The sequence below is a fragment of the Streptomyces sp. NPDC008121 genome (genome assembly GCF_042957155.1).
In the GTDB taxonomy this organism is placed as follows: domain Bacteria; phylum Actinomycetota; class Actinomycetes; order Streptomycetales; family Streptomycetaceae; genus Streptomyces.
Window position 1 is genome coordinate 633,070 of sequence record NZ_JBIBHT010000004.1, and the last position, 25,773, is coordinate 658,842.

The 25,773-nt window shown below is 72.9% G+C and carries 25 protein-coding genes; 15 read left to right on the top strand and 10 right to left on the bottom strand.

Annotated features, from left to right (window positions below; genetic code table 11):
- The first annotated feature begins 58 nt into the window (after positions 1 to 58).
- The 4 genes from tilS to folE all read left to right on the top strand — a co-directional run bounded on the left by tilS (position 59) and on the right by folE (position 4,592).
- Positions 59 to 1,123, top strand: coding sequence for a tRNA lysidine(34) synthetase TilS (gene tilS / locus ACFZBD_RS17265; protein ID WP_391140384.1), 1,065 nt, complete (start codon positions 59 to 61; stop codon positions 1,121 to 1,123).
- A 41-nt stretch (positions 1,124 to 1,164) separates the two neighbouring features.
- Positions 1,165 to 1,704, top strand: coding sequence for a hypoxanthine phosphoribosyltransferase (hpt, locus tag ACFZBD_RS17270; protein WP_362015860.1), 540 nt, complete (start codon positions 1,165 to 1,167; stop codon positions 1,702 to 1,704).
- 149 nt (positions 1,705 to 1,853) lie between these two features.
- Positions 1,854 to 3,887: an ATP-dependent zinc metalloprotease FtsH gene (ftsH, locus tag ACFZBD_RS17275; protein WP_391140385.1), complete on the top strand. Its 2,034-nt coding sequence runs from the start codon at positions 1,854 to 1,856 to the stop codon at positions 3,885 to 3,887.
- A gap of 99 nt (positions 3,888 to 3,986) precedes the next feature.
- Entirely contained in the window at positions 3,987 to 4,592 is a 606-nt protein-coding gene (folE, locus tag ACFZBD_RS17280) for a GTP cyclohydrolase I FolE (RefSeq protein WP_391140386.1), read from the top strand.
- Positions 4,593 to 4,649: 57 nt separating this feature from the next.
- On the opposite strand, the gene ACFZBD_RS17285 is transcribed toward folE, so the two are convergent.
- The 6 genes from ACFZBD_RS17285 to ACFZBD_RS17310 form a co-directional block, all read right to left on the bottom strand.
- Entirely contained in the window at positions 4,650 to 5,132 is a 483-nt protein-coding gene (locus tag ACFZBD_RS17285) for a DUF3180 family protein (RefSeq protein ID WP_391140387.1), read from the bottom strand.
- 58 nt (positions 5,133 to 5,190) lie between these two features.
- Positions 5,191 to 5,790: a 2-amino-4-hydroxy-6-hydroxymethyldihydropteridine diphosphokinase gene (gene folK, locus ACFZBD_RS17290; RefSeq protein WP_391140388.1), complete on the bottom strand. Its 600-nt coding sequence runs from the start codon at positions 5,788 to 5,790 to the stop codon at positions 5,191 to 5,193.
- Positions 5,787 to 6,146 carry a dihydroneopterin aldolase gene (gene folB, locus ACFZBD_RS17295; RefSeq protein ID WP_365712680.1) on the bottom strand — a complete coding sequence of 120 codons (360 nt, stop codon included), beginning with the start codon at positions 6,144 to 6,146 and terminating at the stop codon, positions 5,787 to 5,789. Before folB ends, folK begins: the two co-directional genes overlap by 4 nt.
- Positions 6,147 to 6,347: 201 nt before the next feature.
- Positions 6,348 to 6,806, bottom strand: coding sequence for a nuclear transport factor 2 family protein (locus tag ACFZBD_RS17300; protein WP_391140389.1), 459 nt, complete (start codon positions 6,804 to 6,806; stop codon positions 6,348 to 6,350).
- A complete protein-coding gene (gene folP, locus ACFZBD_RS17305; RefSeq protein WP_391140390.1) occupies positions 6,803 to 7,663 on the bottom strand; it encodes a dihydropteroate synthase in 861 nt (286 codons plus the stop codon). The genes ACFZBD_RS17300 and folP overlap by 4 nt, the downstream gene beginning before the upstream one ends.
- 60 nt (positions 7,664 to 7,723) lie before the next feature.
- A complete protein-coding gene (locus ACFZBD_RS17310) occupies positions 7,724 to 9,565 on the bottom strand; it encodes a phosphatidylglycerol lysyltransferase domain-containing protein (protein WP_391140391.1) in 1,842 nt (613 codons plus the stop codon).
- Positions 9,566 to 9,731: 166 nt separating this feature from the next.
- Between ACFZBD_RS17310 and ACFZBD_RS17315 the strand changes: the two genes are divergently transcribed.
- The gene (locus ACFZBD_RS17315) at positions 9,732 to 10,844 is read left to right on the top strand and encodes an alpha/beta hydrolase-fold protein (RefSeq protein WP_391140392.1); all 1,113 of its coding nucleotides are present in this window, start codon (positions 9,732 to 9,734) and stop codon (positions 10,842 to 10,844) included.
- Between the two features lie 120 nt (positions 10,845 to 10,964).
- On the opposite strand, the gene ACFZBD_RS17320 is transcribed toward ACFZBD_RS17315, so the two are convergent.
- Positions 10,965 to 12,074, bottom strand: coding sequence for an ATP-binding cassette domain-containing protein (locus ACFZBD_RS17320; RefSeq protein ID WP_391140393.1), 1,110 nt, complete (start codon positions 12,072 to 12,074; stop codon positions 10,965 to 10,967).
- 144 nt (positions 12,075 to 12,218) lie between these two features.
- On the opposite strand from ACFZBD_RS17320, the gene ACFZBD_RS17325 reads away from it, so the two are divergent.
- The 5 genes from ACFZBD_RS17325 (at position 12,219) to ACFZBD_RS17345 (ending at position 16,262) form a co-directional block, all read left to right on the top strand.
- The gene (locus ACFZBD_RS17325; RefSeq protein WP_391140394.1) at positions 12,219 to 12,905 is read left to right on the top strand and encodes an ABC transporter permease subunit; all 687 of its coding nucleotides are present in this window, start codon (positions 12,219 to 12,221) and stop codon (positions 12,903 to 12,905) included.
- 1 nt (position 12,906) lies between these two features.
- Positions 12,907 to 13,566, top strand: coding sequence for an ABC transporter permease subunit (locus ACFZBD_RS17330; protein ID WP_391140395.1), 660 nt, complete (start codon positions 12,907 to 12,909; stop codon positions 13,564 to 13,566).
- 20 nt (positions 13,567 to 13,586) lie between these two features.
- Entirely contained in the window at positions 13,587 to 14,576 is a 990-nt protein-coding gene (locus ACFZBD_RS17335) for a glycine betaine ABC transporter substrate-binding protein (protein ID WP_391140396.1), read from the top strand.
- Positions 14,577 to 14,706: 130 nt separating this feature from the next.
- Positions 14,707 to 15,711, top strand: a complete 1,005-nt coding sequence (locus tag ACFZBD_RS17340; RefSeq protein ID WP_391140397.1) for a hypothetical protein — start codon at positions 14,707 to 14,709, stop codon at positions 15,709 to 15,711.
- Positions 15,708 to 16,262: a GNAT family N-acetyltransferase gene (locus ACFZBD_RS17345; protein ID WP_391140398.1), complete on the top strand. Its 555-nt coding sequence runs from the start codon at positions 15,708 to 15,710 to the stop codon at positions 16,260 to 16,262. Before ACFZBD_RS17340 ends, ACFZBD_RS17345 begins: the two co-directional genes overlap by 4 nt.
- Positions 16,263 to 16,314: 52 nt before the next feature.
- Here ACFZBD_RS17345 and ACFZBD_RS17350 read toward each other — a convergent pair whose 3' ends face one another.
- Both ACFZBD_RS17350 and ACFZBD_RS17355 read right to left on the bottom strand, forming a co-directional pair.
- A complete protein-coding gene (locus ACFZBD_RS17350) occupies positions 16,315 to 17,457 on the bottom strand; it encodes an NADH-quinone oxidoreductase subunit D (protein ID WP_391140399.1) in 1,143 nt (380 codons plus the stop codon).
- On the bottom strand, positions 17,454 to 18,668 hold the full coding sequence (locus tag ACFZBD_RS17355) for an SAM-dependent methyltransferase (protein WP_391140400.1): 1,215 nt from the start codon (positions 18,666 to 18,668) through the stop codon (positions 17,454 to 17,456). The genes ACFZBD_RS17350 and ACFZBD_RS17355 overlap by 4 nt, the downstream gene beginning before the upstream one ends.
- Before the next feature lie 97 nt (positions 18,669 to 18,765).
- Between ACFZBD_RS17355 and ACFZBD_RS17360 the strand changes: the two genes are divergently transcribed.
- Together ACFZBD_RS17360 and ACFZBD_RS17365 are read left to right on the top strand one after the other, a co-directional pair.
- A complete protein-coding gene (locus ACFZBD_RS17360) occupies positions 18,766 to 19,968 on the top strand; it encodes a histidine kinase (protein WP_391140401.1) in 1,203 nt (400 codons plus the stop codon).
- 80 nt (positions 19,969 to 20,048) lie between these two features.
- Positions 20,049 to 20,723, top strand: coding sequence for a response regulator (locus tag ACFZBD_RS17365; RefSeq protein WP_391140402.1), 675 nt, complete (start codon positions 20,049 to 20,051; stop codon positions 20,721 to 20,723).
- Between the two features lie 77 nt (positions 20,724 to 20,800).
- Here ACFZBD_RS17365 and ACFZBD_RS17370 read toward each other — a convergent pair whose 3' ends face one another.
- Positions 20,801 to 21,940 carry an aminotransferase class I/II-fold pyridoxal phosphate-dependent enzyme gene (locus tag ACFZBD_RS17370; protein ID WP_391140403.1) on the bottom strand — a complete coding sequence of 380 codons (1,140 nt, stop codon included), beginning with the start codon at positions 21,938 to 21,940 and terminating at the stop codon, positions 20,801 to 20,803.
- 124 nt (positions 21,941 to 22,064) lie between these two features.
- Here ACFZBD_RS17370 and ACFZBD_RS17375 point away from each other — a divergent pair, with 124 nt between their 5' ends.
- The 3 genes from ACFZBD_RS17375 to ACFZBD_RS17385 all read left to right on the top strand — a co-directional run bounded on the left by ACFZBD_RS17375 (position 22,065) and on the right by ACFZBD_RS17385 (position 25,773).
- Positions 22,065 to 22,976 carry a DUF2520 domain-containing protein gene (locus ACFZBD_RS17375; RefSeq protein ID WP_391140404.1) on the top strand — a complete coding sequence of 304 codons (912 nt, stop codon included), beginning with the start codon at positions 22,065 to 22,067 and terminating at the stop codon, positions 22,974 to 22,976.
- A 155-nt stretch (positions 22,977 to 23,131) separates the two neighbouring features.
- The gene (gene panC, locus ACFZBD_RS17380; protein ID WP_391140468.1) at positions 23,132 to 24,055 is read left to right on the top strand and encodes a pantoate--beta-alanine ligase; all 924 of its coding nucleotides are present in this window, start codon (positions 23,132 to 23,134) and stop codon (positions 24,053 to 24,055) included.
- Positions 24,052 to 25,773, top strand: coding sequence for an L-aspartate oxidase (locus ACFZBD_RS17385; RefSeq protein WP_391140405.1), 1,722 nt, complete (start codon positions 24,052 to 24,054; stop codon positions 25,771 to 25,773). Before panC ends, ACFZBD_RS17385 begins: the two co-directional genes overlap by 4 nt.

The window sequence follows — 25,773 nt, forward strand, 5'->3', positions numbered from 1 at the left end:
CTTCCGACCGTTAAGACTCCGACCGAGGCACCCCACTCCTTCACGAAGGGCACCGGACATGGGTCCCCATCCTGCGGTCGCGGCGATACGCCTGGCGGTCCGCCGCGTACTCCACGACGTCCTCACCGAACACCGCATCCGCACCACCGGACGCACCGACGAGCACCCCCTGGTCCTCGTCGCCTGCTCCGGCGGCGCCGACTCCATGGCGCTCGCCTCCGCGCTCGCCTTCGAGTCCCGCAAACTCGCCGTCCGCGCCGGCGGCATCACCGTCGACCACGGCCTGCAGGACGGCTCCGACCTCCGCGCCACCGAGGTCGCCGGGCGCATGGCCGCGCTCGGACTCGACCCCGTCGAAGCCGTCGCCGTCACCGTCGGCAGCGCCTCCATGGTCGGAGCGCACGGCGCCTCCTACGCCGGCGGCGAACGCCGCGTCGGCCCCGAGGCCGCCGCCCGCGACGCCCGCTACGCCGCCCTCGACGACGCCGCCGAACGCCACGGCGCCGACGCCGTCCTCCTCGGCCACACCCGCGACGACCAGGCGGAGACCGTCCTCCTCGGGCTCGCCCGGGGCTCCGGCATCCGCTCCCTGTCCGGCATGGCCGCCGTCTCCGGCGCCGCCCGGCGCTACCGCCGGCCCTTCCTGCAACTCGACCGCCAGACCGTCCGCAAGGCCTGCGTCGCCCAGGAACTCGCCGTCTGGGACGACCCGCACAACACCGACCCCGCCTACACCCGCTCCCGGCTGCGCCACGAAGGGCTCCCCGCCCTGGAGAAGGCCCTCGGCAAGGGCGTCATCGAAGCCCTCGCCCGGACGGCCCAGCTCTCCCGGGACGACGCCGACGCCCTGGACTCCTGGGCCGCCGACGCCGAAGCCTCCGTACGCGACGAGACCGGCCGGCTCGAGTGCGCCAAGCTCTTCGGGCTGCCCCCCGCCGTCCGCCGCCGCATCCTCCGCCGCGCCGTCATCGCCGAGGGCGCGCCCGCCGGCTCCCTCTTCGCCCGCCACATCGAGGAAGTCGACCGGCTGATCACCGGCTGGCGCGGCCAGGGCGCCATCAATCTGCCCGGCCGCGTCGAGGCGCGACGCCAGGGTGGCAGACTGGTCATTCGGCAAGGCTGACGCAAGCTGCAACGAAAGTGACCCGGGTGAACGAGAAGGACATGGGCACCGACCTCCAGTCGGTGCTCATCACCAAGGAAGAGATCGACGCGAAGCTGGCCGAGCTGGCCGCGAAGATCGACGCGGAGTACGCGGGCAAGGACCTGCTCCTCGTCGGTGTCCTCAAGGGCGCCGTGATGGTGATGGCGGACCTGGCGCGCGCGCTGTCCACCCCCGTCACCATGGACTGGATGGCCGTCTCCTCCTACGGCGCCGGCACCCAGTCCTCCGGCGTCGTCCGGATCCTCAAGGACCTCGACACCGACATCAAGGGCAAGCACGTCCTGATCGTCGAGGACATCATCGACTCCGGACTCACGCTGTCCTGGCTGCTCTCGAACCTCGGCTCGCGCGAGCCGGCCTCCCTCGAGGTCTGCACCCTGCTGCGCAAGCCCGACGCCGCCAAGGTCGCGATCGACGTGAAGTGGATCGGATTCGACATCCCCAACGAGTTCGTCGTCGGCTACGGCCTCGACTACGCCGAGAAGTACCGCAACCTCCCGTTCGTCGGCACCCTCGCGCCGCACGTGTACGGAGGCTGACGCAGGGGAACCCGCGCCGCCCTCCCGCCGTTGAAGCAAGGGAAGGCGGCCGCGGGTGACAATGCTGGGGTACCGTCCGAAGAACAGCTTTTTCTCATAGCAGCATTTACCTACGGGCAGGAGGGACGGAGCGTTCTCGCTCCGTATGGATGGACGTGAAGCGATACTTCCGTGGGCCGGTCATGTGGATCGTGCTGGCCGTCCTCGCCGTGGTCGTGCTGATGCAGGTCGTCGGCTCGTCCGAGGGCTACAAGACGGTGGACACCAGCAAGGTCGTCCAGGCGATCAATGACAAGCAGGCCGATCAGGTCAAGCTGACGACCGGCGACGAGCAGGTCATCAAGGTCGAGCTCAAGAAGGGCGCCGACAAGGACAAGTACGGCGGCAGCACCAAGATCCAGGCCAGCTACATCGGTGACCAGGGCTCCAACCTGACCACCACCCTCCAGGACCAGGCCGCCTCCGGCGCCCTGGACAAGGGCTACACCGTCTCCCCGGAGCGCCAGAGCCCCTTCCTGTCGGTGCTGCTCTCGCTGCTCCCCTTCGTTCTCATCGTCGTCGTCTTCCTGTTCCTGATGAACCAGATGCAGGGCGGCGGCTCCCGAGTCATGAACTTCGGGAAGTCCAAGGCCAAGCTGATCACCAAGGACACCCCGAAGACGACCTTCGCCGACGTGGCGGGGTCCGACGAAGCCGTCGAGGAACTCCACGAGATCAAGGAGTTCCTCCAGGAGCCGGCGAAGTTCCAGGCCGTCGGCGCCAAGATCCCCAAGGGCGTGCTGCTCTACGGCCCGCCCGGAACCGGCAAGACGCTCCTCGCGCGCGCCGTCGCCGGCGAAGCCGGCGTGCCGTTCTACTCGATCTCCGGCTCCGACTTCGTCGAGATGTTCGTCGGCGTCGGCGCCTCCCGGGTCCGCGACCTCTTCGAGCAGGCCAAGGCGAACGCCCCGGCGATCGTCTTCGTCGACGAGATCGACGCCGTCGGCCGACACCGCGGCGCCGGCCTCGGCGGCGGCCACGACGAGCGCGAGCAGACCCTCAACCAGCTCCTCGTCGAGATGGACGGCTTCGACGTGAAGGGCGGCGTCATCCTGATCGCCGCCACGAACCGGCCCGACATCCTCGACCCGGCGCTGCTGCGCCCCGGCCGTTTCGACCGGCAGATCGCCGTCGACCGCCCGGACATGCAGGGCCGTCTGGAGATCCTCAAGGTCCACCAGAAGGGCAAGCCGGTCGCCCCGGACGTCGACCTGGGCGCGGTGGCCCGCCGGACCCCCGGCTTCACCGGTGCCGATCTCTCCAACGTCCTGAACGAGGCAGCGCTCCTCACCGCCCGCTCGGACAAGAAGCTGATCGACAACCACTCGCTGGACGAGGCGATCGACCGTGTGGTCGCGGGCCCGCAGAAGCGGACCCGGATCATGTCGGACAAGGAGAAGAAGATCACCGCGTACCACGAGGGCGGACACGCCCTGGTCGCGGCGGCCTCACCGAACTCCGACCCGGTCCACAAGATCACCATCCTGTCCCGCGGCCGGGCCCTGGGCTACACCATGGTGCTCCCGGACGAGGACAAGTACTCCACCACCCGCAACGAAATGCTCGACCAGCTGGCGTACATGCTGGGCGGGCGCGCGGCGGAGGAGCTCGTCTTCCACGACCCGACCACGGGCGCGGCGAACGACATCGAGAAGGCCACGGCCACCGCGCGCGCGATGGTCACGCAGTACGGCATGACCGAGCGGCTCGGCGCGATCAAGTTCGGCGGCGACAACACCGAACCGTTCCTCGGCCGCGAGATGGCGCACCAGCGCGACTACTCCGAAGAGGTCGCCGCGCTGGTCGACGAAGAGGTCAAGAAGCTCATCGAGACCGCGCACAACGAGGCGTGGGAGATCCTGGTCGAGAACCGCGACGTCCTCGACAACCTGGTTCTGGCCCTCCTGGAGAAGGAGACGCTGAACAAGGAGCAGATCGCCGAGATCTTCGAGCCGATCGTGAAGCGCCCGTCCCGCCCCGCGTGGACCGGCTCCTCGCGGCGCACGCCCTCGACCCGTCCGCCGGTCCTCTCCCCCAAGGAGCTGGCCCTGACGAACGGCGCGAACGGCGTGACCCCGGTGGACACCGCGAAGACGCCGACGCCCGGCATCGAGGTCGCCCCGGAGGAGACCCCGGAGCCCTGACCTCGGCCCACCCGGAATGGAAGCCGCGCCCCCACAGGTTTTAGCCTGTGGGGGCGCGGCTCATTTCCGCGCATCGCAGCCCTACGGAACGAGGCACAGATGACCGACCCGGTGACGCTGGACGGCGAGGGCACGATCGGCGAGTTCGACGAGAAGCGCGCCCAGAACGCCGTACGAGAGCTCCTCATCGCGGTCGGTGAGGACCCGGACCGCGAGGGGCTGCGGGAGACGCCGGCGCGGGTCGCGCGGGCGTACCAGGAGATATTCGCCGGTTTGCGCCAGCAGCCCGAGGACGTCCTGACCACCACGTTCGACATCGGTCACGACGAAATGGTGCTGGTCAAGGACATCGAGGTGTATTCGACCTGTGAACACCACCTCGTCCCGTTCAGGGGCGTGGCGCACGTCGGCTACATCCCGTCGACCTCCGGCAAGATCACCGGTCTGTCGAAGCTGGCCCGTCTGGTCGACGTCTTCGCCCGGCGCCCGCAGGTCCAGGAGCGGCTGACGACCCAGGTCGCGGACTCGCTCATGGAGATGCTGGAGCCCCGAGGCGTCATCGTCGTCTTCGAGTGCGAGCACATGTGCATGTCGATGCGCGGCATCCGCAAGCCGGGCGCCAAGACCATCACGTCGGCCGTCCGCGGTCAGCTGCGCGACCCCGCGACCCGGAACGAGGCGATGAGCCTCATCATGGCCCGCTAGCTTTCCCCTGGCGCCGGCTTCCGCCCCGCTCGCGCCCTCAGGGGCCTCAGGGAGCGGTCAGGCCGCCGGGGAGGCGCCCGGGGTGTCCTCGTCCTCCGGGAGTTTGCAGACGCGCTCCAGGAAGAGGGCGGCCGCGATCACGCCGATGCCCGCGAGGACCGCGAAGCCGGCGTAGATCGCCTGGTCGCGGCGGGCCGGGATGTCCAGGGAGCCGAGCAGGAAGACGCCCGTACCGCCGTACATGCCCGAGACCAGCGCCGCGACCAGGGCGCTGGCCTGGCCGAAGACGACCGCGCGGGCCGCCATCAGCGGCTCGACGCCCTTCGCGCCGGGGCGCCGTTCGCGCTGGGCCTTGAGGCGGGAGCGGAGCGAGAGCGCCGTCGCGGTCAGGACGATGGCGATCGCGGCGAGGACGATCGGGGCGGCCAGCGGCACGCTCGGCAGGGTGCCCACCGCGTCCCAGAGCCGCGCGCCGCCCCAGGACAGGATGCCGGCCACGACGAACAGTCCGGCGAGCACCTTGAGCCGCAGTTGTTTCACCGGGTGTCCTTCGTCTCTACGTCCGGGTGGTCGGATCGATCTCTGACGAGACTAACGACTACTCGGGCAGACGGAGTTCCAGGTCGGCGCGCGGCACGACTCCTTCACGGCCGACCGTCGCGAGCAGCGCGGCGACCGTGCCGTGGCCGGGCAGCTGCGCCTCGGGGTCCACGTCGTGCCAGGGGGCGAGGACGAAGGCCCGCTCGTGGGCGCGGGGGTGCGGCAGGGTGAGGACGGGGTCGTCGGAGACCACGTCGGCGTAGGCCACGATGTCGACGTCGATGGTGCGGGCGCCCCAGCGCTCCTCGCGGATGCGGTGGAAGGCCTCCTCGACGGCGTGCGCCCGCTCCAGGAGGGAGGAGGGCGGAAGGGTGGTCTTCACCAGGGCGACGGCGTTGAGGTACGCGGGCTGGGTGCCGGGCTCGACGCCCCAGGGCTCCGTCTCGTAGACGCCGGAGACGGCCTTGACCCGGAGGCCGGGGGTGTCCTCGAGGGCGTCGACGGCGCCCTGGAGGGTCTCCAGGCGGTTGCCGAGGTTGGCGCCGAGGGCGATGACGGCCCATTTCGGGTTGGAGAGCGTCACGTCGGCGGCGTCGACCGCCTGGACGACGGAGGCCGGTACGGGCTGCACGGTGGGGTCGCTGTGCGTGACGTTCATACTCGGCTCCGGGTGATGGTGATGGTCACGTCGTCGAAGGGGACCGTGATGGGCGCGTCCGGCTTGTGGACGCACACCTCGACCTCCTGGACGCCGGTGTGCTTGAGGCACTGCTCGGCGATCCGCTCGGCGAGCGTCTCGATGAGGTCGACCGGTTCCCCCTGCACCACGTCGACGACTTCCTCCGCGACGACGCCGTAGTGCACGGTCTTCGTCAGGTCGTCGTCGGCGGCCGCGGGGCGGGTGTCCAGGCCGAGGACGAGGTCCACGATGAAGGTCTGGCCCTCCTCGCGTTCCTTGGGGAAGACGCCGTGGTGTCCTCGGGCCTTGAGGCCGCGCAGCGCGACACGATCCACGCGAATCACTCCTGCTGTCGTAGTTCTTGTGGCCACGCAGCCGGGTGCGGACGGCCGGGTGTCCATCGTCGAATCTACCTGCGGGCACCGACAGCGCGTGCCCACGGGGGCAGGGAGGCCGGGCCGCAGGGGCTGGGTGCGGCCCCTACCCAGGGCAGGGGGTTCCAATCCGCGGGGCCACCCGAAAGGCGCAGGATTCCGTCAGGCGCCTGGCTCCTCGTCCTCCTCGTCGTCGGATTCGGTGAGGACCGGGGAGCCGTGGTGGGACCAGATCCGCCAGCCCTCTGATGTGCGGCGGAACACATTGGTGGCGACCACCAGCTGGCCCACGAGGGGGCCCAGCTCGGCGCCGTCCTCGGCCGGTCCGCCGCTGAGGATGTTCTCGGTGCAGGTGACGACGGCCACGTCGCCGCCGAGGGAGACCTGGACGTCGGTCAGGAAGAACTGGATGTACTCGGTGTTCGCCATGATCAGGGCGTACGACCGGAGGACCTCCCCGCGGCCGGAGAGGACCGGCCAGCCGGGGTGGACGCAGGAGATCGGGGTGGCTCCGTCGTCGAGCCAGAGGGAGGAGACCTCCTCGAAGTCGCCGCGCTCCATCGCCTCGTAGAAGGCGGTGTTGGCGGCCTCGACCGCTTCGGTGTCGGTCCGGGGGGTCACGCGGCTCCCTCGACGGCTCTGGCGACCCGCACGGCGTCGGCGGTGGCGCGGACCTCGTGGACGCGGACGGCCCAGGCGCCCGCGTGGGCGGCGAGGGCGGAGACGGCGGCGGTGGCCGCGTCGCGTTCGCGGGCGGGGGGCGGGGCGGCGCCCTCGTGGGCCAGGACGTGGCCGAGGAAGCGTTTGCGGGAGGCGGCGACCAGAAGCGGGCGGCCGAGTGCGCGCAGTTCGCCGAGATGGGCGACGAGGGCGAGGTCGTGCGGGGCGTGCTTGGCGAAGCCGAGGCCGGGGTCGATGACGATCCGTTCGGGGTCGATGCCGCCGTCGACGACGGCTTCCATGCGCCGGCGCAGTTCGGTGACGACCTCGGTGACCACGTCCTCGTAGACGGCGAGGCGGTTCATGTCCTGGCTGAAGCCGCGCCAGTGCATGACGACGAAGGGGACGTCGGCGTCGGCGACGGTGGGGACCATCCGGGGGTCGGCGAGTCCGCCGCTGACGTCGTTGACGAGGGCGGCGCCCGCGGCGACGGCGGCGTGGGCGACGGAGGCGCGCATGGTGTCGACGGAGACGGTGACGCCCTCGGAGGCGAGGCCGCGGACGACGGGGACGACGCGGCGCAGTTCCTCGTCCTCGTCGACGCGGCTGGCGCCGGGCCGGGTGGACTCGCCGCCGACGTCGACGAGGTCGGCGCCTTCGGCGACGAGGTGGAGCCCGTGTTTGACGGCGGCCGTGGTGTCGAACCAGCGGCCGCCGTCGGAGAAGGAGTCGGGTGTCACGTTGACGACCCCCATGACCGCGCAGCGATCCCACTCCGGCAGGCCCCGGGCCGTGCCCCGTCCGCTCAACGTACTCATACGACCAGCCTAGGGGGTGTCTCGTCGGGGGGTACCCCGTCGGATCGCGCCGGGGGCCGATCAGGCGGCGCGGACCTCGTGGTCGGTCTGCGGGGCGATGATGTGGGCGCAGGGGCGGGGTGTGGCGGGGGTGCGGCGGCGGGCGAAGGGGCGGGGCAGGCCGAGGTCGACGAAGCCTTCGGCCTGCATGGCGGCGAAGCCGATGCGGGGGAGGTCGCGGCTCTTGCGGTAGACGACGAAGCGGGGTTCCCAGCGGGGCTGGAACTTGGCGTTGAACTTGTAGAGCGATTCGATCTGGAACCAGCGGGAGAGGAAGACGAGGAGTCCGCGCCAGAGGCGCAGGACGGGGCCGGCGCCGATCTTCTCGCCGCGGGCGAGGGCCGCACGGAACATGGCGAAGTTGAGGGAGACCCGGGCGATGCCGAGGCGGGGGGATTCCTGGAGGGCGGCGACGATGAGCAGCTCGTTCATGCCGGGGTCGGCGGAGCGGTCGCGGCGCATGAGTTCGAGGGACATGCCGTCCGTGCCCCAGGGGACGAAGTGGATGATCGCCTTAAGGTCGCCGTAGGGGCAGGGGGTGCCGTCGTCGTCGTTCTTGTGGGCGGTGGCTATGACGGCGTCGCCGTCGCCGGGGTCGCCGATGCGGCCGAGGGCCATGGAGAAGCCGCGTTCGGTGGTGGTGCCGCGCCAGTCGGCGGCGGCGCGGCGGACGCGTTCGAGTTCGCCGTCGGAGAGGTCACGGACGCGCCGGACTTTGGTGGTGTAGCCGTTGCGTTCGATGCGCTTCACCATCTGCCGCACATTGCGCATGGCGCGTCCGGAGAGGGAGAAATCCGCGACGTCCACCACCGCCTCGTCGCCGAGTTCGAGGGCGTCGAGGCCGGTTTCGCGGGTCCAGACGTGGCCGCCGGTCTCGGAGCAGCCCATGACGGCGGGGGTCCAGGAGTGGGCCTTGGCTTCGTCCATGAAGCGTTCGATGGCGCCGGGCCAGGCCTCGACGTCGCCGATGGGGTCGCCGCTGGCGAGCATGACGCCGGAGACGACGCGGTAGCAGACGGCGGCCTTTCCGCTGGGGGAGAAGACGACGCCCTTGTCGCGGCGGAGGGCGAAGTGGCCGAGGGAGTCGCGGGCGCCGTGCTTGTCGAGCAGGGCGCGGAGCCTGGTCTCGTCGTCCTCGGTGAGCCGGGCGGCGGGGTGCTCGGGGCGGAAGGCGAGGTAGATGGTGGTGAGGGCGGTGAGCATGCCGAGCGCGCCGAGGGAGTAGCCGACGGTCCAGTCGACGTCGCCGGTGTAGGCGACGGGGCCTTCGAAGCCGAAGAGTCCGTACAGGACGTGTTCGAGGCGGTCGGTGAGGCTGGGGCTGCCGACGACGCGCCGGGGGTGGGCGCTGACGATGACGAGGCCGAGGGCGAGCGAGCCGGCGCCCATGAGGACGAAGTTGGCGAGGGCCTTCCAGCGGCTGCGCGGGTCGGGCAGGGCGGCGAACTGGCCGCGGTGGCGCAGCAGGAGGGCGAGCAGGCCGAGGGAGAGCAGGGCGCCGACGAGGGAGTGGCGCCAGACGAACTGGGCGAGGGCGCCGAGCGGCAGGAGGACGACGGCGGCTCGCCAGGCGCGGCGCTTGTGGCGCTTGAGGCCGTGGGCGAGCAGCAGGAGCAGGACGCCGGCGCTGAGGGAGAGCGCGGCGGAGAGCGGTCCGAGCGTGCCGGGCAGGACTTCGGCCACGGCGTGCATGCGGCTGGTGCGGAATCGGGGGAAGACGCCCGCGGCGATGTCGATCAGGCCGATGAGCGTGCAGGCCGTGCCGACGAGCGAGGGGACCTTCTCCGGTCGAGGTCCGCGCATAATCCGGCGTACCCGATCCGGAACCGATCGTGATTTGTCCCCATCTACCGTGACAGACATCGCTTCCCGTGCTTCCCGTGATCCGCGAAAGATTTTTTGGTCCAGCGGCCGCGCGGTGGTCAGAAGCGGGCCGAGCCGGAGGTTTTGCGCCCTCTAGGACGGCTCCGCGGGGGAGCGGGTTCATTCGCGCACGGGAAATTCTCACGGAAGAAAGCTCGATCGACTCATGGGTCTCACCGGCAACAATGTTCTGGCGCTCGCCGTCGCGCTGGCTGTGGTGCTGTTCGCCGCCACGGTCTGGCTGTGGCCCCGGCTGGCCCGTGGGGGCTGGCGGGCCGTGCTGGGGCGGATCGGGCTGCTGCTCGCGACGCAGCTCGCGCTCTTCGCCTCGGTCGGGCTGGCGGCGAACAAGTCCTTCCTGTTCTACGGATCCTGGGCGGACCTCTTCGGGCAGGAGCAGGACCTCGGGGTCGTCGTGGACCACTCGGCCGGTTCCAAGGACATCAAGGTGGTGGGCACGCAGGCGGTGGACGTGCCCGGCGGCGGGCGTCCCTCGGTGGGCGGGCAGATCCAGAAGATCGTGATCGCGGGCGAGAAGTCGCGGATCGACTCCCCGGCGTACGTCTATCTGCCGCCGGAGTACTTCCAGCCGGCGTACGCGAAGAGCACCTTCCCGGCCTCGGTGGTGCTCACCGGCTACCCCGGTACGGCGGAGAACCTGATCAAGGGCCTGAAGTACCCGAAGACGGCGTTCCAGCAGGTCAAGGCGGGGAAGATGCGGCCGATGATCCTGGTGATGCTGCGGCCGACGGTGGCGCCGCCGCGGGACACCGAGTGCGTGGACATCCCCGGCGGGCCGAAGACGGAGACCTTCTTCGCCGAGGATCTGCCGAAGGCGGTCTCGGAGACGTACCGGGTGGGGACCGAGGCGCGGAACTGGGGCTTCATGGGGAACTCGACCGGGGGCTACTGCGCGCTGAAGATCGCTCTGCACCATCCGGACCGGTTCGCGGCGGGCGCGGGCTTCTCGGCGTACTACAAGGCGGCCGAGGACGTGACGACCGGCGACCTCTTCCACGGCGACGACAAGGCGCGCAAGCGGGCCGATCTGCTGTGGAGCCTGGACCACACACCGCGCGGGAAGTCGTCGTTCCTGGTGACCACCTCCCGGCAGGGCGAGGGGAACCTGAAGGGGACCCTCGACTTCGTCAAGAAGGTGAAGGCCCCGGCGCGGGTCTCCTCGATCACGCTGGACAGCGGCGGGCACAACTTCAACACCTGGAACAGGGAGATCCCGCCGGGCCTGGCGTGGATGAGCGGGCGGCTCAGCGCGAGCTGATCCCGGGGAGGGACCCCGGGCCGGGAACCGGGACCTTCCCAGAGGGCGCTTCGGGACCGGCCTCCGGGTCCGTCCCAGGGGCCGCTTCCGCGCCGGTCTCCGGGTCGGCCCGGGGGCGCGTCATGGAGTCGGAGTCGGGGTGCGGTCCGCTTCCGGCTTCGCTGGTGGCTCCGCTTCCGGAGTGGCGCCGCGCAGCGCGCGGTGGATCGCGGCCGGGGTCAGGACGCCCGCGTACCGGTCGCCGTGGGCCGGGTCGGTGACGGGGAGCCAGCCGGTGTCGTCCTGGAGGAGCGCGGCCAGTGCCTCCCGGAGGGAGGCCCCGAGCGGGACCGCGCGCGGGGCGGGGCGCGCGGGGGAGCCGGGGGACGGGACCCAGCCGTCCAGGCGTCCGTCGGCGTCGACGACGACCGCCCAGGGAGCGTCGAAGCCGTCGCCCGGGCGGCCCAGGACCGGCGGGTGTTCCAGCCGGCTCTCCTCGACGGGGGTGACGGAGAGCCGCTTGAGGCCGCGGTCCGCGCCGACGAAGTCGGCGACGTACGGGGTGGCGGGGGCGCCGAGCACCGTGGCCGGGGTGTCGAACTGCTCGATCGTGCCGTGGCCGTAGACGGCGATCCGGTCGCCGAGGCGGACGGCCTCCTCCAGGTCGTGGGTGACCAGCAGCACCGTCTTGCGGACCTGCGACTGCAGGCGCAGGAACTCGCTTTGCAGGTGCTCGCGGACCACCGGGTCGACCGCGCCGAAGGGTTCGTCCATGAGGAGGACGGGCGGGTCGGCCGCCAGCGCGCGGGCCACGCCGACGCGTTGGCGCTGGCCGCCGGAGAGCTGCTCGGGGTAGCGGTCGCCGTACGTCTTCGGGTCGAGGCCGACGAGGTCGAGGAGTTCGGCGGCCCGGGCGCGGGCCCGGGCGCGGGGGGCGCCGAGGAGGTGGGGGACGGTCGCGGTGTTGTCGAGGACCGTCCGGTGCGGGAAGAGGCCGACCTGCTGGATGACGTAGCCGATGCGGCGGCGCAGCCCGACGGGGTCGACGGTGGCTATGTCGGTGCCGTCGAGGAGTATGCGCCCCTCCGTCGGCTCGATGAGCCGGTTCACCATCTTCATCGTCGTGGTCTTGCCGCAGCCGGACGGGCCGACGAGCGTGACCAGTTCACCCTCGGCGACCTCGAAGGAGAGGTCCTCGACGGCGGTGGTGCCGTCGGCGTAGCGCTTGGTCACGTGCTCGAACCGGATCATGGTTCCCCATTCTGACCCCTCGCGGCCGGCCGCGTGTGAAGGGCGTGTTGCCGGAACGTGGCGGTCCTCGGCGATTTTCGGTGGCGGAGGCTAGGGTCGATCCATACGTACGTTCGGGCAAGCGGAGGGGTGAGGGGGAGGGATATGAGCACGTCGAACTGTCTGGTGACGAACGACTGGATCTGCGGCGAGTATCTGCGCACCCGGTCCCAGGAGTTGACGGAAGCGACGCTCCAGCACGTCGGCATGACGGCTGTGGCCGTGCTGATCGGGGTCGCCGTCGCCTTCCCGCTCGCCCTGCTCGTCCGGGCGCGGCCGCGGTTCGCCGGGCCGGTCCTGGGGCTGACGACCCTGCTCTACACCATTCCGTCGCTGGCCCTGTTCTCGCTGCTGCTGCCGTTCCTCGGCCTGTCCTCCGCGCTGGTGGTGACCGGGCTGGTGCTGTATTCGCTGACGATCCTGGTGCGGAACATCCTGGCGGGACTGGCGGCGGTGCCGGCCGAGGCCCGGGAGGCCGCGCGGGGCATGGGGTACGGCCCGGGCAGGATGCTGTGGGAAGTCGAACTGCCGCTGTCGTTGCCCGCCTTGATGGCGGGGATACGCATGGCGACGGTGTCCACGATCGCGTTGACGACGGTCGGGTCGATCGTCGGCCGGGGCGGGCTCGGCAATCTCATCGAGGACGCGCTGCCGACCTTCTTCAAGGCGCAGGTGCTCGCGGCCTCGGTCCTCTGCGTCCTGCTCGCGGTCGTCGCGGATCTGCTGCTCCTGGGGATCCAGCGGCTGCTCACGCCGTGGACGCGCATACGGACCGCGCCGGGAGGGGAGTGAGGTGGGGGTCGTGACGGACGCTTGGGCCTGGCTCGCCACCGGCGCGAACTGGGCGGGGGACGGCGGGATAGGGCACCGGCTCACCGAGCACGTGTACGTGAGCGGGCTCGCGCTGCTCATCGCGTGCGCGATCGCGCTGCCGCTCGGCCTGTGGCTGGGTCACCTCGGCCGGGGCGGCGCGCTCGCGGTCAACGTCTCCAATGTGGGACGGGCGGTCCCGGTCTTCGCCGTCCTCGCCCTGTTCATGGTGTCGCCGCTGCGGACCGCCGGTTACGTCCCGACCGTGATCGCCCTGGTGCTGTTCGCGATACCGCCGCTGCTGACCAACGCGTATGTGGGTATGCGGGAGGTGGACCGGGCGGTGGTGGAGGCCGCGCGGGGGATGGGGATGTCCGGCGGCCAGCTCTTCGCGAAGGTGGAAGTGCCCCTCGCCCGGCCGCTCGTCATGACGGGGCTGCGGTCCGCCGCCGTGCAGGTGGTGGCCACCGCGACCATCGCGGCGATGGTCGGCCAGGGGGGCCTCGGCCGGATCATCACCGCCGGGTTCAACACGTACAACACCCCGCAGGTGGTGGCGGGCGCCCTGCTCGTCGCCGCGCTCGCCCTCCTCGTGGAGGCCGTGCTGGTGGGAGCGGACCGGCTGCTGGGCCGGCGCGCTTGAGACGACGGAGAACGACTGGGATGGGTGATCTCGTGAGCAGGACCTCGCGTATCGCGGGTGCGGTGCTGGGCGTGGCGGCGCTGACCGCCGGGCTCGCCGCGTGCGGCGGCGACAGCCTGGAGAAGGAGAAGGCAGGCGGCGGAAGCGGTTCCTCCGGATCGGCGAAGGGCTCCCTGGTCGTCGGTGCCGCCGCGTTCACCGAGTCCAAGGTGCTCGCCGAGCTCTATGCCCAGGTGCTGGCGGACGCCGGATACTCCGCGTCCGTCACCACCGTGAAGAACCGCGAGCTGTACGAACCCTCGCTGGAGAAGGGCGAGATCGACATCGTCCCGGAATACGCCGCGACGATCGCCGAATTCCTCAACGCGAAGGCGAACGGGCCCAAGGCGCCCGAGGAGAAGCCGGTCGCCTCCGGTGACGCGGCGGCGACGGTGGAGGCGCTGAAGAAGCTCGCCGAGCCGCGCGGACTGAAGGTGCTCGCGTTCGGCGAGGCCGTCGACCAGAACGCCTTCGCGGTGTCGAAGGAATTCGCCGAGAAGAACAAGCTCACCAGTCTTTCCGATCTCGGTCGCGCCAAGCTGAAGGTGAAGATCGCGGCCGGTGATGAATGCACCGTACGGCCGTTCTGCGCCCCCGGCCTGAAGAAGACGTACGGGATCGACGTCACCGGCGTCGACCCCAAGGGCGTCGGCACCCCGCAGTCCAAGCAGGCGGTGAAGGACGGGGTGGACCAGCTGGTCCTGACCACCACCACGGACGCCACGGTCGACAGCTTCGGCCTGGTCTTCCTGACCGACGACAAGAAGCTGCAGAACGCCGACAATGTGCTGCCGGTGGTCAATGCCAAGGACGCCGGATCGCCCGAGATAGCCGCGGCGCTCGACAAGATCACAAAGGTCCTGACGACGGCCGATCTCGCCGAACTGAACCGCAAGGTGGACGCCGAGCGGGCGAAGCCGGAGGACGTGGCGAAGGCCTATCTGGAGTCGAAGGGGCTGGTCAAGAAGTAAGCCTCGGGTAAGGGGAGTCGGCCCGGCGCCACGGGGGCGCCGGGGAGGGGCGGTGGCGATGGCGAGAAGTGGCCAAGAGATTGCGGGGCCGACCCCCCATAGAGCGCTTACACACGGTAAATTTCAGGCCATGCCACGTGGACGCCACCGCCATTCCCCTCCCCTGCACAAGCTCCTGCCGCCCTCCGCGGTCGCCGGAGCGTCGGTCGTCTGTGCCGCGGGCGCCTGGTTGCTGGCGGATCCCGTGGTGCTGCGCGTCCTCGTCGCGGCGGCGGCCGCGACCGCCGTGACCGGCGCCGTCCTCATGCGCAGTTGGGACCGGAGCGCCGGCCGCCAGGTCGCCGAGCTGACCCGGGCGCGGGCCGCGGACCAGTGGAAGACCGAGGAGCGGATAGCCGAGCTCGAATCCGACATCGAGGAGTCCCGCGAGCTGCGCGCCAAGCTCGACGCGAAGCTCCGCGCCAAGCGGGTCGAGCTCGCCGGACTGCGCGGGGAGCACGCCGAGCTGCTGCGCCGGTACGCCACCGCCGAGACCGAGCGGGCCAGCGCGCTGGAGGGCCGCAGGCAGCTCGCCCTGGAGGCCGGCTCGCCCGCGAAGGCCCTTACGGCGGCCGGATCCACGCCGACGCCGGAGGCCTACCGCCAGGCCGCGACGGCGCTGCGCGACCTCACGCGCAACGCGGCGGCCCAGCAGGCCCGCCGGACCGTCGCGGCCGCCCGCAGCCGCGACCTCGCCGAGCGCGCCCGGGAGACGGAGGAGCCGCAGGGGAAGCACGCGGCGGCCGCCGGGACCGAGCAGCACGCTCACCCGTCGACCGCCTCCGCCGCCCCGACCGCCTCCGCAGCCCCGGCCGTCCGCGCCGTCCCGATCGCCGCCGCGATCGTGCCGTACGCCGCCCGCCGCCCCGTCCCGCGCCCCGAAGGCGGCTTCGACTTCTTCGGTACGAAGGCGGAGGACGCGATCGAGGCGGTGCAGGACACGGACCTCGCGGACGTGGTGGGCGAGGAGGTCCTGGCCACCGTGGCGCGGCACGCCCCCGAGCGGCGGGCGATCGGCCAGGTCATCGACCTCACCGCACACGACGAGACCGAGCAGCTCGACGTGGCGGAGCTGCGCGGCGCCGTCAACTCGTGACCGCGCCGGGGCCCCCGACCGGGTCCCACGCGCCGGCGGCCGACGGGGCCGTGGTCGGCCGGACGCAGGAGCCGGGTCCGGTCGTCGCGCTGTCCGGCGAGGAGACGGCCGCGCTGCGGGACGAGCTGATCGCCCTGTGCGCGCAGGCCTTCTGCGGACCGCCGTGGCACGACTCGCCGCGCGGGGCGCTGCGGACCGTACGGCGGCTGACCACCCGGGCGGACGGACAGCCCGGATTCCGCTGCGTCGCGGCCTTCGCACCGGACGGCGCCCTGGCCGGGTTCGCGGCCGGCTGGCCGGACGACGCCCTCTCCGGCGCCGAGGAGGCCTTCGAACTCGCCGAACTCGTCGTCGCCCCCGCCCACCAGGGCCGCGGTCTCGGCCGGGCCCTGCACGACGCGCTCCTGGCCACCGCCCCCGCGCCCCGCCTGCTGATGACGCTCGACGTCCCCGAGCTGCGCGGCCGTTACGAACGCTGGGGCTGGAGCGTGGCGGAACGACGGCGTCCGGAGAAGGACCCGAGGGACTTCGTCGTGATGCGCCACCCCTGACGGGGACCGCCCCGGGCGCGCCGCCTTCCCCTCGCGTCGGCGCCCCGCCCGGCTACTTGTCGATGTCGCCGACGACGAAGAACAGCGAGCCCAGGATCGCGACCATGTCGGCGACGAGGGTGCCGGGCAGCAGCTCGGTCAGCGCCTGGATGTTGTTGAACGACGCCGAGCGGAGCTTGAGCCGGTACGGCGTCTTCTCGCCCTTGGACACGAGGTAGTAGCCGTTGATGCCGAGCGGGTTCTCGGTCCACGCGTACGTGTGGCCCTCGGGGGCCTTGAGGACCTTCGGCAGCCGCTGGTTGACGGGCCCCGGCGGGAGGTCGGCGAGCCGGTCGAGACAGGCGTCGGCGAGGTCCAAGGAGTTGTGCGTCTGGTCCAGGAGGCACTCGAACCGGGCCAGGCAGTCGCCCTCCTCGCGGGTGACGACCTTCAGCGTGTCCGCCAGCTCGCCGTAGGCCAGGTACGGCTCGTCGCGGCGCAGGTCGAAGTCGACGCCGGAAGCGCGGGCGATGGGCCCGCTCACCCCGTACGCGTGGGCGGCCTCGGGGGTCAGGACGCCGACGTTCCGCGTACGGCCCCGGAAGATCTCGTTGCCGAGAACCAGCTTGTCGTACACGTCCATCCGCGACCGTACGTCGGCGACGGCGGCCCGGGCCCGGTCCTGCCAGCCGGCCGGAAGGTCCTCCTTCAGGCCGCCGACCCGGTTGAACATGTAGTGCATCCGGCCGCCGGAGACCTCCTCCATCACCGCCTGGAGCTCCTCGCGCTCCCGGAAGGCGTAGAACACCGGCGTGATCCCGCCCAGTTCGAGGGGGTACGAGCCGAGGAACATCAGGTGGTTGAGCACCCGGTTCAGCTCGGCGAGCAGGGTCCGCAGCCAGACGGCGCGCTGCGGGACCTCCATGCCGAGCATCCGCTCCACGGCCATGACGACGCCGAGTTCGTTGGAGAAGGCGGAGAGCCAGTCGTGGCGGTTGGCGAGCATGATGATCTGGCGGTAGTCGCGCGCCTCGAAGAGCTTCTCGGCGCCGCGGTGCATGTACCCGATGACCGGCTCGGCGTGCCGGATGACCTCGCCGTCCAGGACCAGCCGGAGACGGAGCACACCGTGGGTCGAGGGGTGCTGCGGCCCGATGTTCAGCACCATGTCGGTGCTCTCCGCCGCCCCGCCGATTCCGACCGTCGTCTCCGTCATGGGGACAGTATCCCTGCCCCGCTCCCGGCCTCGGGAGGCCGCACCTCGTGGATCAGCCACAGGAAGTCGCCGAGCCCGCCACGCGCGGTCAGCTCCGCCGCCTCGCCCGCCGAGGCGAGCGCCCGGACGTACCCGGCCGGGTCGGTGGACGCCAGCGCCAGCGGCGGCCGGTCGGCCCGCACCCCGAGCCGGTGCAGGGCCTCCCGCTGCGTGACCGGCTCCCCGGACCGCGCGAGACCGCCCGCGCCGACGACCTCCCCGGACCGCGCGAGACCGCCCGCGCCGACGACCTCCCCGGACCGCGCGAGACCGCCCGCGCCGACGACCTCCCCCGACCCGGAGCCGGCCCCCTGCCCGGCGCCCCCGCCCGCGACGCCTACGCCCGCCTCCCCGCCGCCGGGGCCGCCGCCCCGCGCCGCGAGGGCCCGTTCGCCCGCTGCGGCCACCGCGTCCATCGCCACGTGCGCGGTCAGGTCGCACGAGCCGTCCGGCACGGGCTCCACCTCGCGCCCCGCCCGGAAGCCGGTCAGCGTCCCGAAGGGCGGCCGGGCCTCCCGTAGATGCGCGTAGTCCACCGCGACCGCGAGACCGGCCTCCAGGGCGCCCACCGCCCCCGCCCACGCCTCGTCCCGCGTCCGCCCGATCTCGGCCCGCCCGCCCGGCTCGCGCAGCGGCCACCACCGCTCCAGCCACAGCGCGTCCGGGCCCTCCACCGCCCCGCCGAGGCGTTCCGTACCGTCGGCCCGCACCTCGACGTACCGGGCCGCGCCCGACTCGTCCGCCTGGGCGAGGTCGACGGGGACGTTGTCGAGCCATTCGTTGGCGAAGAGCAGCCCGCGCACCCCCTGCGGCACCCGGTCCGTCCACACGATCCGCGGGTCGAGCCCCTCCGGCCGGGCGGCGCGCTCCACCCCGTACGCGCGGACCGAGAGCCCCGTCGGAGCGACGGCCGCCAACACCCCCGTCAACAGCTCCCCGCGCCCCGCGCCCACGTCCACCAGCGCGATCTCGTCCGTGCCGAGAGCACGCGCCGTCCGCGTCAGCAGAGCGGCGACCGCGCCGGCGAAAAGCCGGGAGGCGTGCACCGAGGTACGGAAGTGCCCGGCCGGGCCCTCGGGGCGCAGATAGAAGCCGCCCGGCCCGTACAGCGCCCCCTCGGTGGCCTCCCGCCAGCCCCGCCACCCCTGCCATTGACACGTCTCATCCGTCACGGGCTCCAGTCTCCACCTTGGGGAGTACGGGCCTCGCGTCAAGGATCGACCCCACGGTTGACCCCTGCACCTATCCGCCTTCCCTACGCTGGGTCACGTGCAGCGCCTCTACGACTTCATCCGCAGACACCCGACGGGCGTCGACACCTTCTGGGCGTTCGTCCTCCTCGGGTTCTCCCTGCTGTGGGTCGGGTCGACCTATCCGGCGGTCGACCATCCCGTCGCGTACGGCGTCGTCGCCCTGCTGTTCGGCGTCGTCGTCGCGCTGCGCCGCCGCGAGCCCACGAAGATGCTGCTCCTCGCGTTCACGGTGTCGGTGGCCCAGCTCGTGTTCGACGTGATGCCGTTCTTCGCGGACTTCGCGACCCTGCTGATCATCTACACCGTCGCCGCCCACGACGGCCCCCGCTGGGCCTCCCGCCTGGCCCTGGCCGGCGGTCTGAGCGCGGCCACGCTCTCCATGCTCAGGTGGCCGTCGGACGCCCCGGACTCCGCGATCGCCGTCGTCTTCTTCACGGTGATGATGACCGTGCCGTTCGCCCTCGCCTGGGTCCTCGGCGACTCCCTGCGCACCCGCCGCGCCTACTTCGCGCAGCTGGAGGAGCGCGCCACCCGCCTGGAACAGGAGCGCGAGGCGCAGGCCAAGGTCGCCGTCGCCGCCGAACGCGCCCGGATCGCCCGCGAGCTGCACGACGTCGTCGCCCACAACGTCTCGGTGATGGTGGTGCAGGCCGACGGCGCCGCCTACGTCCTGGACGCCTCCCCCGACACCGCCAAGCAGGCGCTGGAGACCATCTCCTCCACCGGCCGCCAGGCGCTCGCCGAGATGCGCCGCCTCCTCGGCATCCTGCGCACCGGCGAGCACCAGGAGGCGGGGGAGTACGTGCCCCAGCCCGACGTCGAGCAGATCGAGGACCTGGTGGACCAGGTCCGCAGGGCCGGACTGACCGTCGACTTCCGGGTCGAGGGCACGCCCCGCCCGCTGCCGAGCGGCGTCGAGCTGACCGCGTACCGGATCGTCCAGGAAGCCCTCACCAACACCCGCAAGCACGGCGGTCCCGACGCCGGGGCCAGCGTCCGGCTGGTCTACTTCGACGACGGCCTCGGCCTGCTCGTCGAGGACGACGGGCGGGGCGCGACCACGGAGATGTACGAGGACGGCGGCGCCGACGGGCGGGGCCACGGCCTGATCGGCATGCGGGAGCGGGTCGGCATGGTGGGCGGCACCCTGGACGCGGGACCGCGCCCCGGGGGCGGCTTCCGCATCAGCGCCCTGCTCCCGCTGAAACCCGCGCACTGACCGGCCCGCGCCCCGGGCCCGCCCGCCACCCCGCCGACCATGAGCCCGTCCGCCACCCCCTAGAGGACCTGAGGAAACACATGTCCATCCGCGTGATGCTCGTCGACGACCAGGTGCTGCTGCGCACCGGCTTCCGCATGGTGCTCGCCGCCCAGCCGGACATGGAGGTCGTGGCCGAGGCGGGCGACGGCGTGGAGGCGCTGGAGGTGCTGCGGTCCACGGCCGTGGACGTGGTGCTGATGGACGTGCGCATGCCGAAGCTGGACGGGGTCGAGGCGACCCGCCGGATCTGCGCGCAGCCCGGCGCGCCCCGGGTGCTGATCCTGACCACGTTCGACCTCGACGAGTACGCCTTCTCCGGGCTGAAGGCGGGCGCGAGCGGCTTCATGCTGAAGGACGTGCCGCCGGCCGAACTGCTGGGCGCGATCCGCTCGGTGCACAGCGGGGACGCGGTGGTGGCCCCGTCGACCACGCGCCGGCTCCTGGACCGCTTCTCCCCGATGCTGCCGTCGTCGGGGAAGGAGCCGCAGCACAAGCAGATCGACCGGCTCACCGACCGGGAGCGCGAGGTGATGCTGCTGGTGGCGCAGGGCCTGTCGAACGGCGAGATCGCCGCGCGGCTCGTGCTCTCCGAGGCGACGGTCAAGACGCACGTCGGCCGCATCCTGACCAAGCTGGAGCTGCGCGACCGGGTGCAGGTCGTCGTCCTCGCGTACGAGACGGGCCTGGTCCGGGCGGGCGGCGGGGCGGGCTGAGGACCGGCCGTGCCGCTGCGGTCCGACGGCTCCTTCGGCGGCGGCAGGACGCAGACGCCGTGCGAGCCGGACACCCCCTAAGGCAGGTGGGCCAGGAAGGCGGCCACCGCCTCCCGGACGTCCCGCTCCGTCCAGGCGAGGCCCGGCTCGCCGACCGTCACCTCGGTCACCGCCACGCCCGGCGGGCCGCCCGGGCCCGGAGGGGACCAGCGGCGGAAGAGCACCGTGCCCGTCTCCTCCGTCAGGGCCAGGGACGCCGCCGTCAGAGCCTCCGGGGCGTACGGGAGCCACACCTGGAACTGGTGGGTGTGCGGGGTCCCGGGGTGCACCCGGAACCAGGGGACCCCCGCCTCCGTGAGGCCGGCCCGCAGGCCGTCCGCCACCACGCGCGCGTGGGCCACGTACGACGGCAGCCTCGGCAGCTCCAGGGCGAGCCCGCGCAGCGCGGCCACCGCCGCCGGGAACTGCTGGAAGGGCAGCCCGCCGTAGCGATGGCGCCAGACCCGGGCCTCGTCCATCACCTCCTCCGGGCCGGCCAGCGCGGCCCCCGAGATCCCGCCCAGGGACTTGTAGAAGGACACGTACACGCTGTCGGCGAGGCCGGCGATCTCCGGCAGCTCGCGCCCGAAGTGAGGGGCGCACTCCCACAGGCGCGCGCCGTCGACGTGCACCACTGCGTCCCGCTCGCGGGCCGCCTCCACCACGTCCACGAGCTCGTCCCAGGTCGGCAGCACGAACCCCGCGTCCCGCAGCGGCAGCTCCAGCATCAGCGTCCCGAACGGCTCCGGGTGGTCCCGCACCTCCTCGGCCGTCGGCAGGCGGGGCTCGTCCGTCAGCCGCACCGTGCGCAGCCCGCTCACGGCGCTCAGCGCGCCGCCCTCGTGCACCTCCGGATGGGCGAGCGGGTGCAGGGCGACCACCGGGTTGCCGGTCCGCCCCGACCAGCAGCGCAGGGCCACCTGCTGGGCCATCGTGCCGGTCGGGAAGAAGACCGCCGCGGGCAGGCCGAGCACCTCCGCGACGCGCTGTTCGACCTCCTCGACCGGGCCGTCGCCGTACACGTCGGGCGGTAGCCCGGCGCAGCCGTCGGCGTCCGCCCAGTCCGCCAGCTCGCGCAGCCGCCGCCCGACCGTCGTCTCGACCGGGGAGGACGACAGCCGCCGGGCGGCGGCGCCCCACACGCGTGCCCGGTGCCGCCGGGCCTCCTGCTCGCTCATGCTCCGATCATCACACCGCCGCCCATGCCCTGTGGACAGCCACGGAGAGGGGCGAAACGCTGGCGTAGCATGACGAGAAATCGTCCGGTACCCCCCGCGGACTGGAACGGAAGGCCGTTGCCGCGTGAACCAACCAGCAGAAGCCCGAGCGGAAGACCGCCCCGCCCGACTCACCGTCGGAGTGGTGGGAGCCGGCCGTGTGGGGCCCGCCCTCGCCGCCGCCCTGCGGCTCGCGGGACACCGCCCCGTCGCGGTCTCCGCGGTCTCCGACGCGTCCGTCCGCCGCGCCGCCGCCCTCCTTCCCGACGTGCCGGTCATGTCGCCGGCCCAGGTCCTCGCCCACGCCGACCTGGTCCTGCTGACCGTCCCCGACGACGCCCTGCCCGGCCTCGTCGAGGGCCTGGCCGACACCGGAGCCGTCCGTCCCGGACAGATGCTGGTGCACACCTCCGGGCGGTACGGCGTGAACGTCTTGGCGCCCGCCCGGCGGGCCGGCGCCCTGCCGCTCGCCCTGCACCCGGCCATGACCTTCACCGGGACCTCCGTCGACGTGCAGCGCCTGGCCGGCTGCTCCTTCGGCGTCACCGCCCCCGAGGAGCTGCGGCTGGCCGCCGAGGCCCTGGTCATCGAGATGGGCGGCGAGCCGGAGTGGATCCGCGAGGAGTCCCGCCCGCTCTACCACGCGGCCCTCGCCCTCGGCGCGAACCACCTGGTCACGCTGGTCGCCCAGTCCATGGAGCTGCTCCGTACGGCCGGGGTCGCCGCGCCCGACCGGATGCTCGGCCCGCTCCTGGGCGCCGCCCTGGACAACGCCCTGCGCTCCGGCGACGCGGCTCTGACCGGCCCCGTCGCGCGCGGTGACGCCGGTACGGTCGCCGCCCATGTCGCCGAGCTGCGCGAGCACGCGCCCGCCGCCGTCGCCGGCTATCTGGCGATGGCCCGTACGACCGCCGACCGGGCGCTCGCGCACGGCCTGCTCAAGCCCGAGCTGGCCGAGGATCTGCTGGGCGTGCTCGCCGAGGGAGAGTCCCGATGAGCCCCACGCCGCCCGTCCCGCCGCTCCCGCCGGAGCCCTCCGGCGCCCCGGGGCCCGCCGCCCCGGCCGGCCCCCGCCCCGCCGGCTCGTTCGCCCCCGTGCGCACCGCCGCCGAGCTGCACGCCCTGCCGGGTCGCGGGCGGCGTGCCGTCGTGATGACCATGGGCGCCCTCCACGACGGCCACGCCACCCTCGTCCGTACCGCCCGGGAGACCGTCGGACCCGACGGGCTGGTCGTCGTCACCGTCTTCGTCAACCCCCTCCAGTTCGGCGCAGGCGAGGACCTCGACCGGTATCCGCGCACGCTGGAGGCGGACCTCGACACCGCCCGCGCGGCGGGGGCCGACGCCGTCTTCGCGCCCTCCGTCGAGGAGGTGTACCCCGGCGGGGAGCCCCAGGTCCGGATCACCGCCGGACCGATGGGGGAGCGCCTGGAAGGCGCCTCCCGTCCCGGGCACTTCGACGGCATGCTCACCGTCGTCGCCAAGCTCCTCCACCTCACCCGCCCCGACGTGGCGTTCTTCGGCCAGAAGGACGCCCAGCAGCTGGCGCTGATCCGCCGCATGGTCCGCGATCTGAACTTCCCCGTGGAGATCGTCGGCGTGCCGACCGTCCGCGAGCCCGACGGCCTCGCGCTCTCCAGCCGCAACCGCTATCTCTCCACCGCCGAGCGCCACACCGCCCTCGCCCTGTCCCGGGCGCTGTTCGCCGCGGCCGACCGGCTCGCCGCCCAGCAGGCACTCTGCGCGCGTGCCGCCTCCCTCCCCGGCTCGGAGAGCCGGGCCGAGGCGCTGTCGCGGCTCGGCGAGGCCCGCGCCGCCGCCGACGCGCACGCCGTCGCGCAGGCGACGGACAGGGCCGGCGCCGACGCCGTGCGGGCCGCGGCCCGTTCGGTGCTCGACGACGCGGCGAAGGCCGAGCCGCCGCTCGCCCTGGACTATCTGGCCCTCGTCGACCCGGCCGACTTCACCGAGGTCGCCGACGGCCACGACGGCGAGGCGATCCTCGCCGTCGCCGCGCGCGTCGGCGCCACCCGGCTGATCGACAACCTCCCGCTGACCTTCGGAGCCACCAAGTGACCGGTATACGGCTGCACGCGCCCGCCCCAGGCTGGGCCATCGACGCCGATGTCGTCGTGGTCGGCTCCGGCGTCGCCGGGCTGACCGCCGCCCTGCGCTGCACCGCCGCGGGACTGCGTACGGTCGTCGTCACCAAGGCCCGCCTGGACGACGGTTCCACCCGTTGGGCCCAGGGCGGGATCGCCGCCGCGCTCGGCGACGGCGACACCCCCGAGCAGCACCTGGCCGACACGCTCGTCGCCGGTGCGGGACTCTGCGACGAGCAGGCCGTGCGCGCCCTCGTCACCGAGGGCCCCGACGCCGTCCGCCGGCTGATCGCCACCGGCGCCGACTTCGACAAGGACGCCGACGGGGAGATCGCCCTGACCCGCGAGGGCGGCCACCACCGGCGCCGTATCGCGCACGCCGGCGGGGACGCCACCGGCGCCGAGATCTCCCGCGCGCTCGTCGAGGCCATCCGCGACCGGGCGGTCGCCACCATCGAGCACGCCCTCGTCCTGGACCTCCTCCACGACGCCGAGGGCCGCACCGCCGGGGTGACGCTGCACGTCATGGGCGAGGGCCAGCACGACGGCGTCGGCGCCGTCCACGCCCCGGCCGTGGTCCTGGCCACCGGCGGCATGGGCCAGGTCTTCTCCGCCACCACCAACCCGGCTGTCTCCACCGGCGACGGCGTCGCGCTCGCCCTGCGGGCCGGCGCCGAGGTCTCCGACCTGGAGTTCGTGCAGTTCCACCCGACCGTGCTCTTCCTGGGCGCCGACGCCGAGGGCCAGCAGCCGCTGGTCTCCGAGGCGGTGCGCGGCGAGGGCGCCCACCTCGTCGACGCGGACGGCGTCCGCTTCATGCTCGGGCAGCACGAGCTGGCCGAGCTGGCGCCCCGGGACATCGTCGCCAAGGCGATCATGCGCCGGACGCGGGAGCGGGGCACCGAGCACATGTACCTCGACGCCCGCCACTTCGGCGCCGAGATGTGGGAGAACCGCTTCCCGACGATCCTGGCCGCCTGCCGCGCCCACGGCATCGACCCGGTGACCGAGCCGATCCCCGTCGCCCCCGCCGCGCACTACGCCTCCGGCGGCGTCCGGACGGACCTGCGGGGCCGCACGACCGTCCCCGGTCTGTACGCCTGCGGCGAGGTCGCGTGCACGGGCGTGCACGGCGCCAACCGGCTCGCCTCGAACTCGCTCCTGGAGGGCCTGGTCTTCGCCGAGCGGATCGCCGAGGACATCGCCGCGCGGGCCGCCGCCGCGACCGCCACCCCCGCACCCGCCCCCGCGGCACAACCGGCACCCGACCGCGCCCCCGTCGTCGTGCCGCTGCTCGACCCCGCGGCGCGGACGGCCATCCAGCGGATCATGACCGCCGGCGCCGGGGTCCTGCGTTCCGAGGCCAGCCTGCGCGAGGCCGCCGGCGCGCTCGACGCCCTGCACATCGGCGCCGTCGCCGACGGCTCGGCCGACCGGAAGTCCGCCGAGCCCGGCACGGAGTCCTGGGAGGCCACCAACCTCCTCGCCGTCGCCCGCTTCCTGGTCGCCGCCGCCCACCGCCGCAAGGAGACCCGCGGCTGCCACTGGCGCGAGGACCACCCCGAGCGCGACGACCAGGCCTGGCGCCGCCACCTCGTCGTGCGCCTCGCCCCGGAGCGGACCCTCGACGTCCGGCTCACCGACAGCCAAGACTTCCCCCCTACCGCCGCCGACGCCCCCAGGGAGCCGTAA

Coding starts and splice junctions, on each gene's coding strand:
- tilS (WP_391140384.1), top strand. CDS start 59: ATGGGTCCCCATCCTGCGGTCGCGGCGATACGCCTGGCGGTCCGCCGC.
- hpt (WP_362015860.1), top strand. CDS start 1,165: ATGGGCACCGACCTCCAGTCGGTGCTCATCACCAAGGAAGAGATCGAC.
- ftsH (WP_391140385.1), top strand. CDS start 1,854: ATGGACGTGAAGCGATACTTCCGTGGGCCGGTCATGTGGATCGTGCTG.
- folE (WP_391140386.1), top strand. CDS start 3,987: ATGACCGACCCGGTGACGCTGGACGGCGAGGGCACGATCGGCGAGTTC.
- folK (WP_391140388.1), bottom strand. CDS start 5,790: ATGAACGTCACGCACAGCGACCCCACCGTGCAGCCCGTACCGGCCTCC.
- folP (WP_391140390.1), bottom strand. CDS start 7,663: ATGAGTACGTTGAGCGGACGGGGCACGGCCCGGGGCCTGCCGGAGTGG.
- ACFZBD_RS17310 (WP_391140391.1), bottom strand. CDS start 9,565: ATGTCTGTCACGGTAGATGGGGACAAATCACGATCGGTTCCGGATCGG.
- ACFZBD_RS17315 (WP_391140392.1), top strand. CDS start 9,732: ATGGGTCTCACCGGCAACAATGTTCTGGCGCTCGCCGTCGCGCTGGCT.
- ACFZBD_RS17320 (WP_391140393.1), bottom strand. CDS start 12,074: ATGATCCGGTTCGAGCACGTGACCAAGCGCTACGCCGACGGCACCACC.
- ACFZBD_RS17325 (WP_391140394.1), top strand. CDS start 12,219: ATGAGCACGTCGAACTGTCTGGTGACGAACGACTGGATCTGCGGCGAG.
- ACFZBD_RS17335 (WP_391140396.1), top strand. CDS start 13,587: ATGGGTGATCTCGTGAGCAGGACCTCGCGTATCGCGGGTGCGGTGCTG.
- ACFZBD_RS17340 (WP_391140397.1), top strand. CDS start 14,707: ATGCCACGTGGACGCCACCGCCATTCCCCTCCCCTGCACAAGCTCCTG.
- ACFZBD_RS17350 (WP_391140399.1), bottom strand. CDS start 17,457: ATGACGGAGACGACGGTCGGAATCGGCGGGGCGGCGGAGAGCACCGAC.
- ACFZBD_RS17365 (WP_391140402.1), top strand. CDS start 20,049: ATGTCCATCCGCGTGATGCTCGTCGACGACCAGGTGCTGCTGCGCACC.
- ACFZBD_RS17370 (WP_391140403.1), bottom strand. CDS start 21,940: ATGAGCGAGCAGGAGGCCCGGCGGCACCGGGCACGCGTGTGGGGCGCC.
- panC (WP_391140468.1), top strand. CDS start 23,132: ATGACCATGGGCGCCCTCCACGACGGCCACGCCACCCTCGTCCGTACC.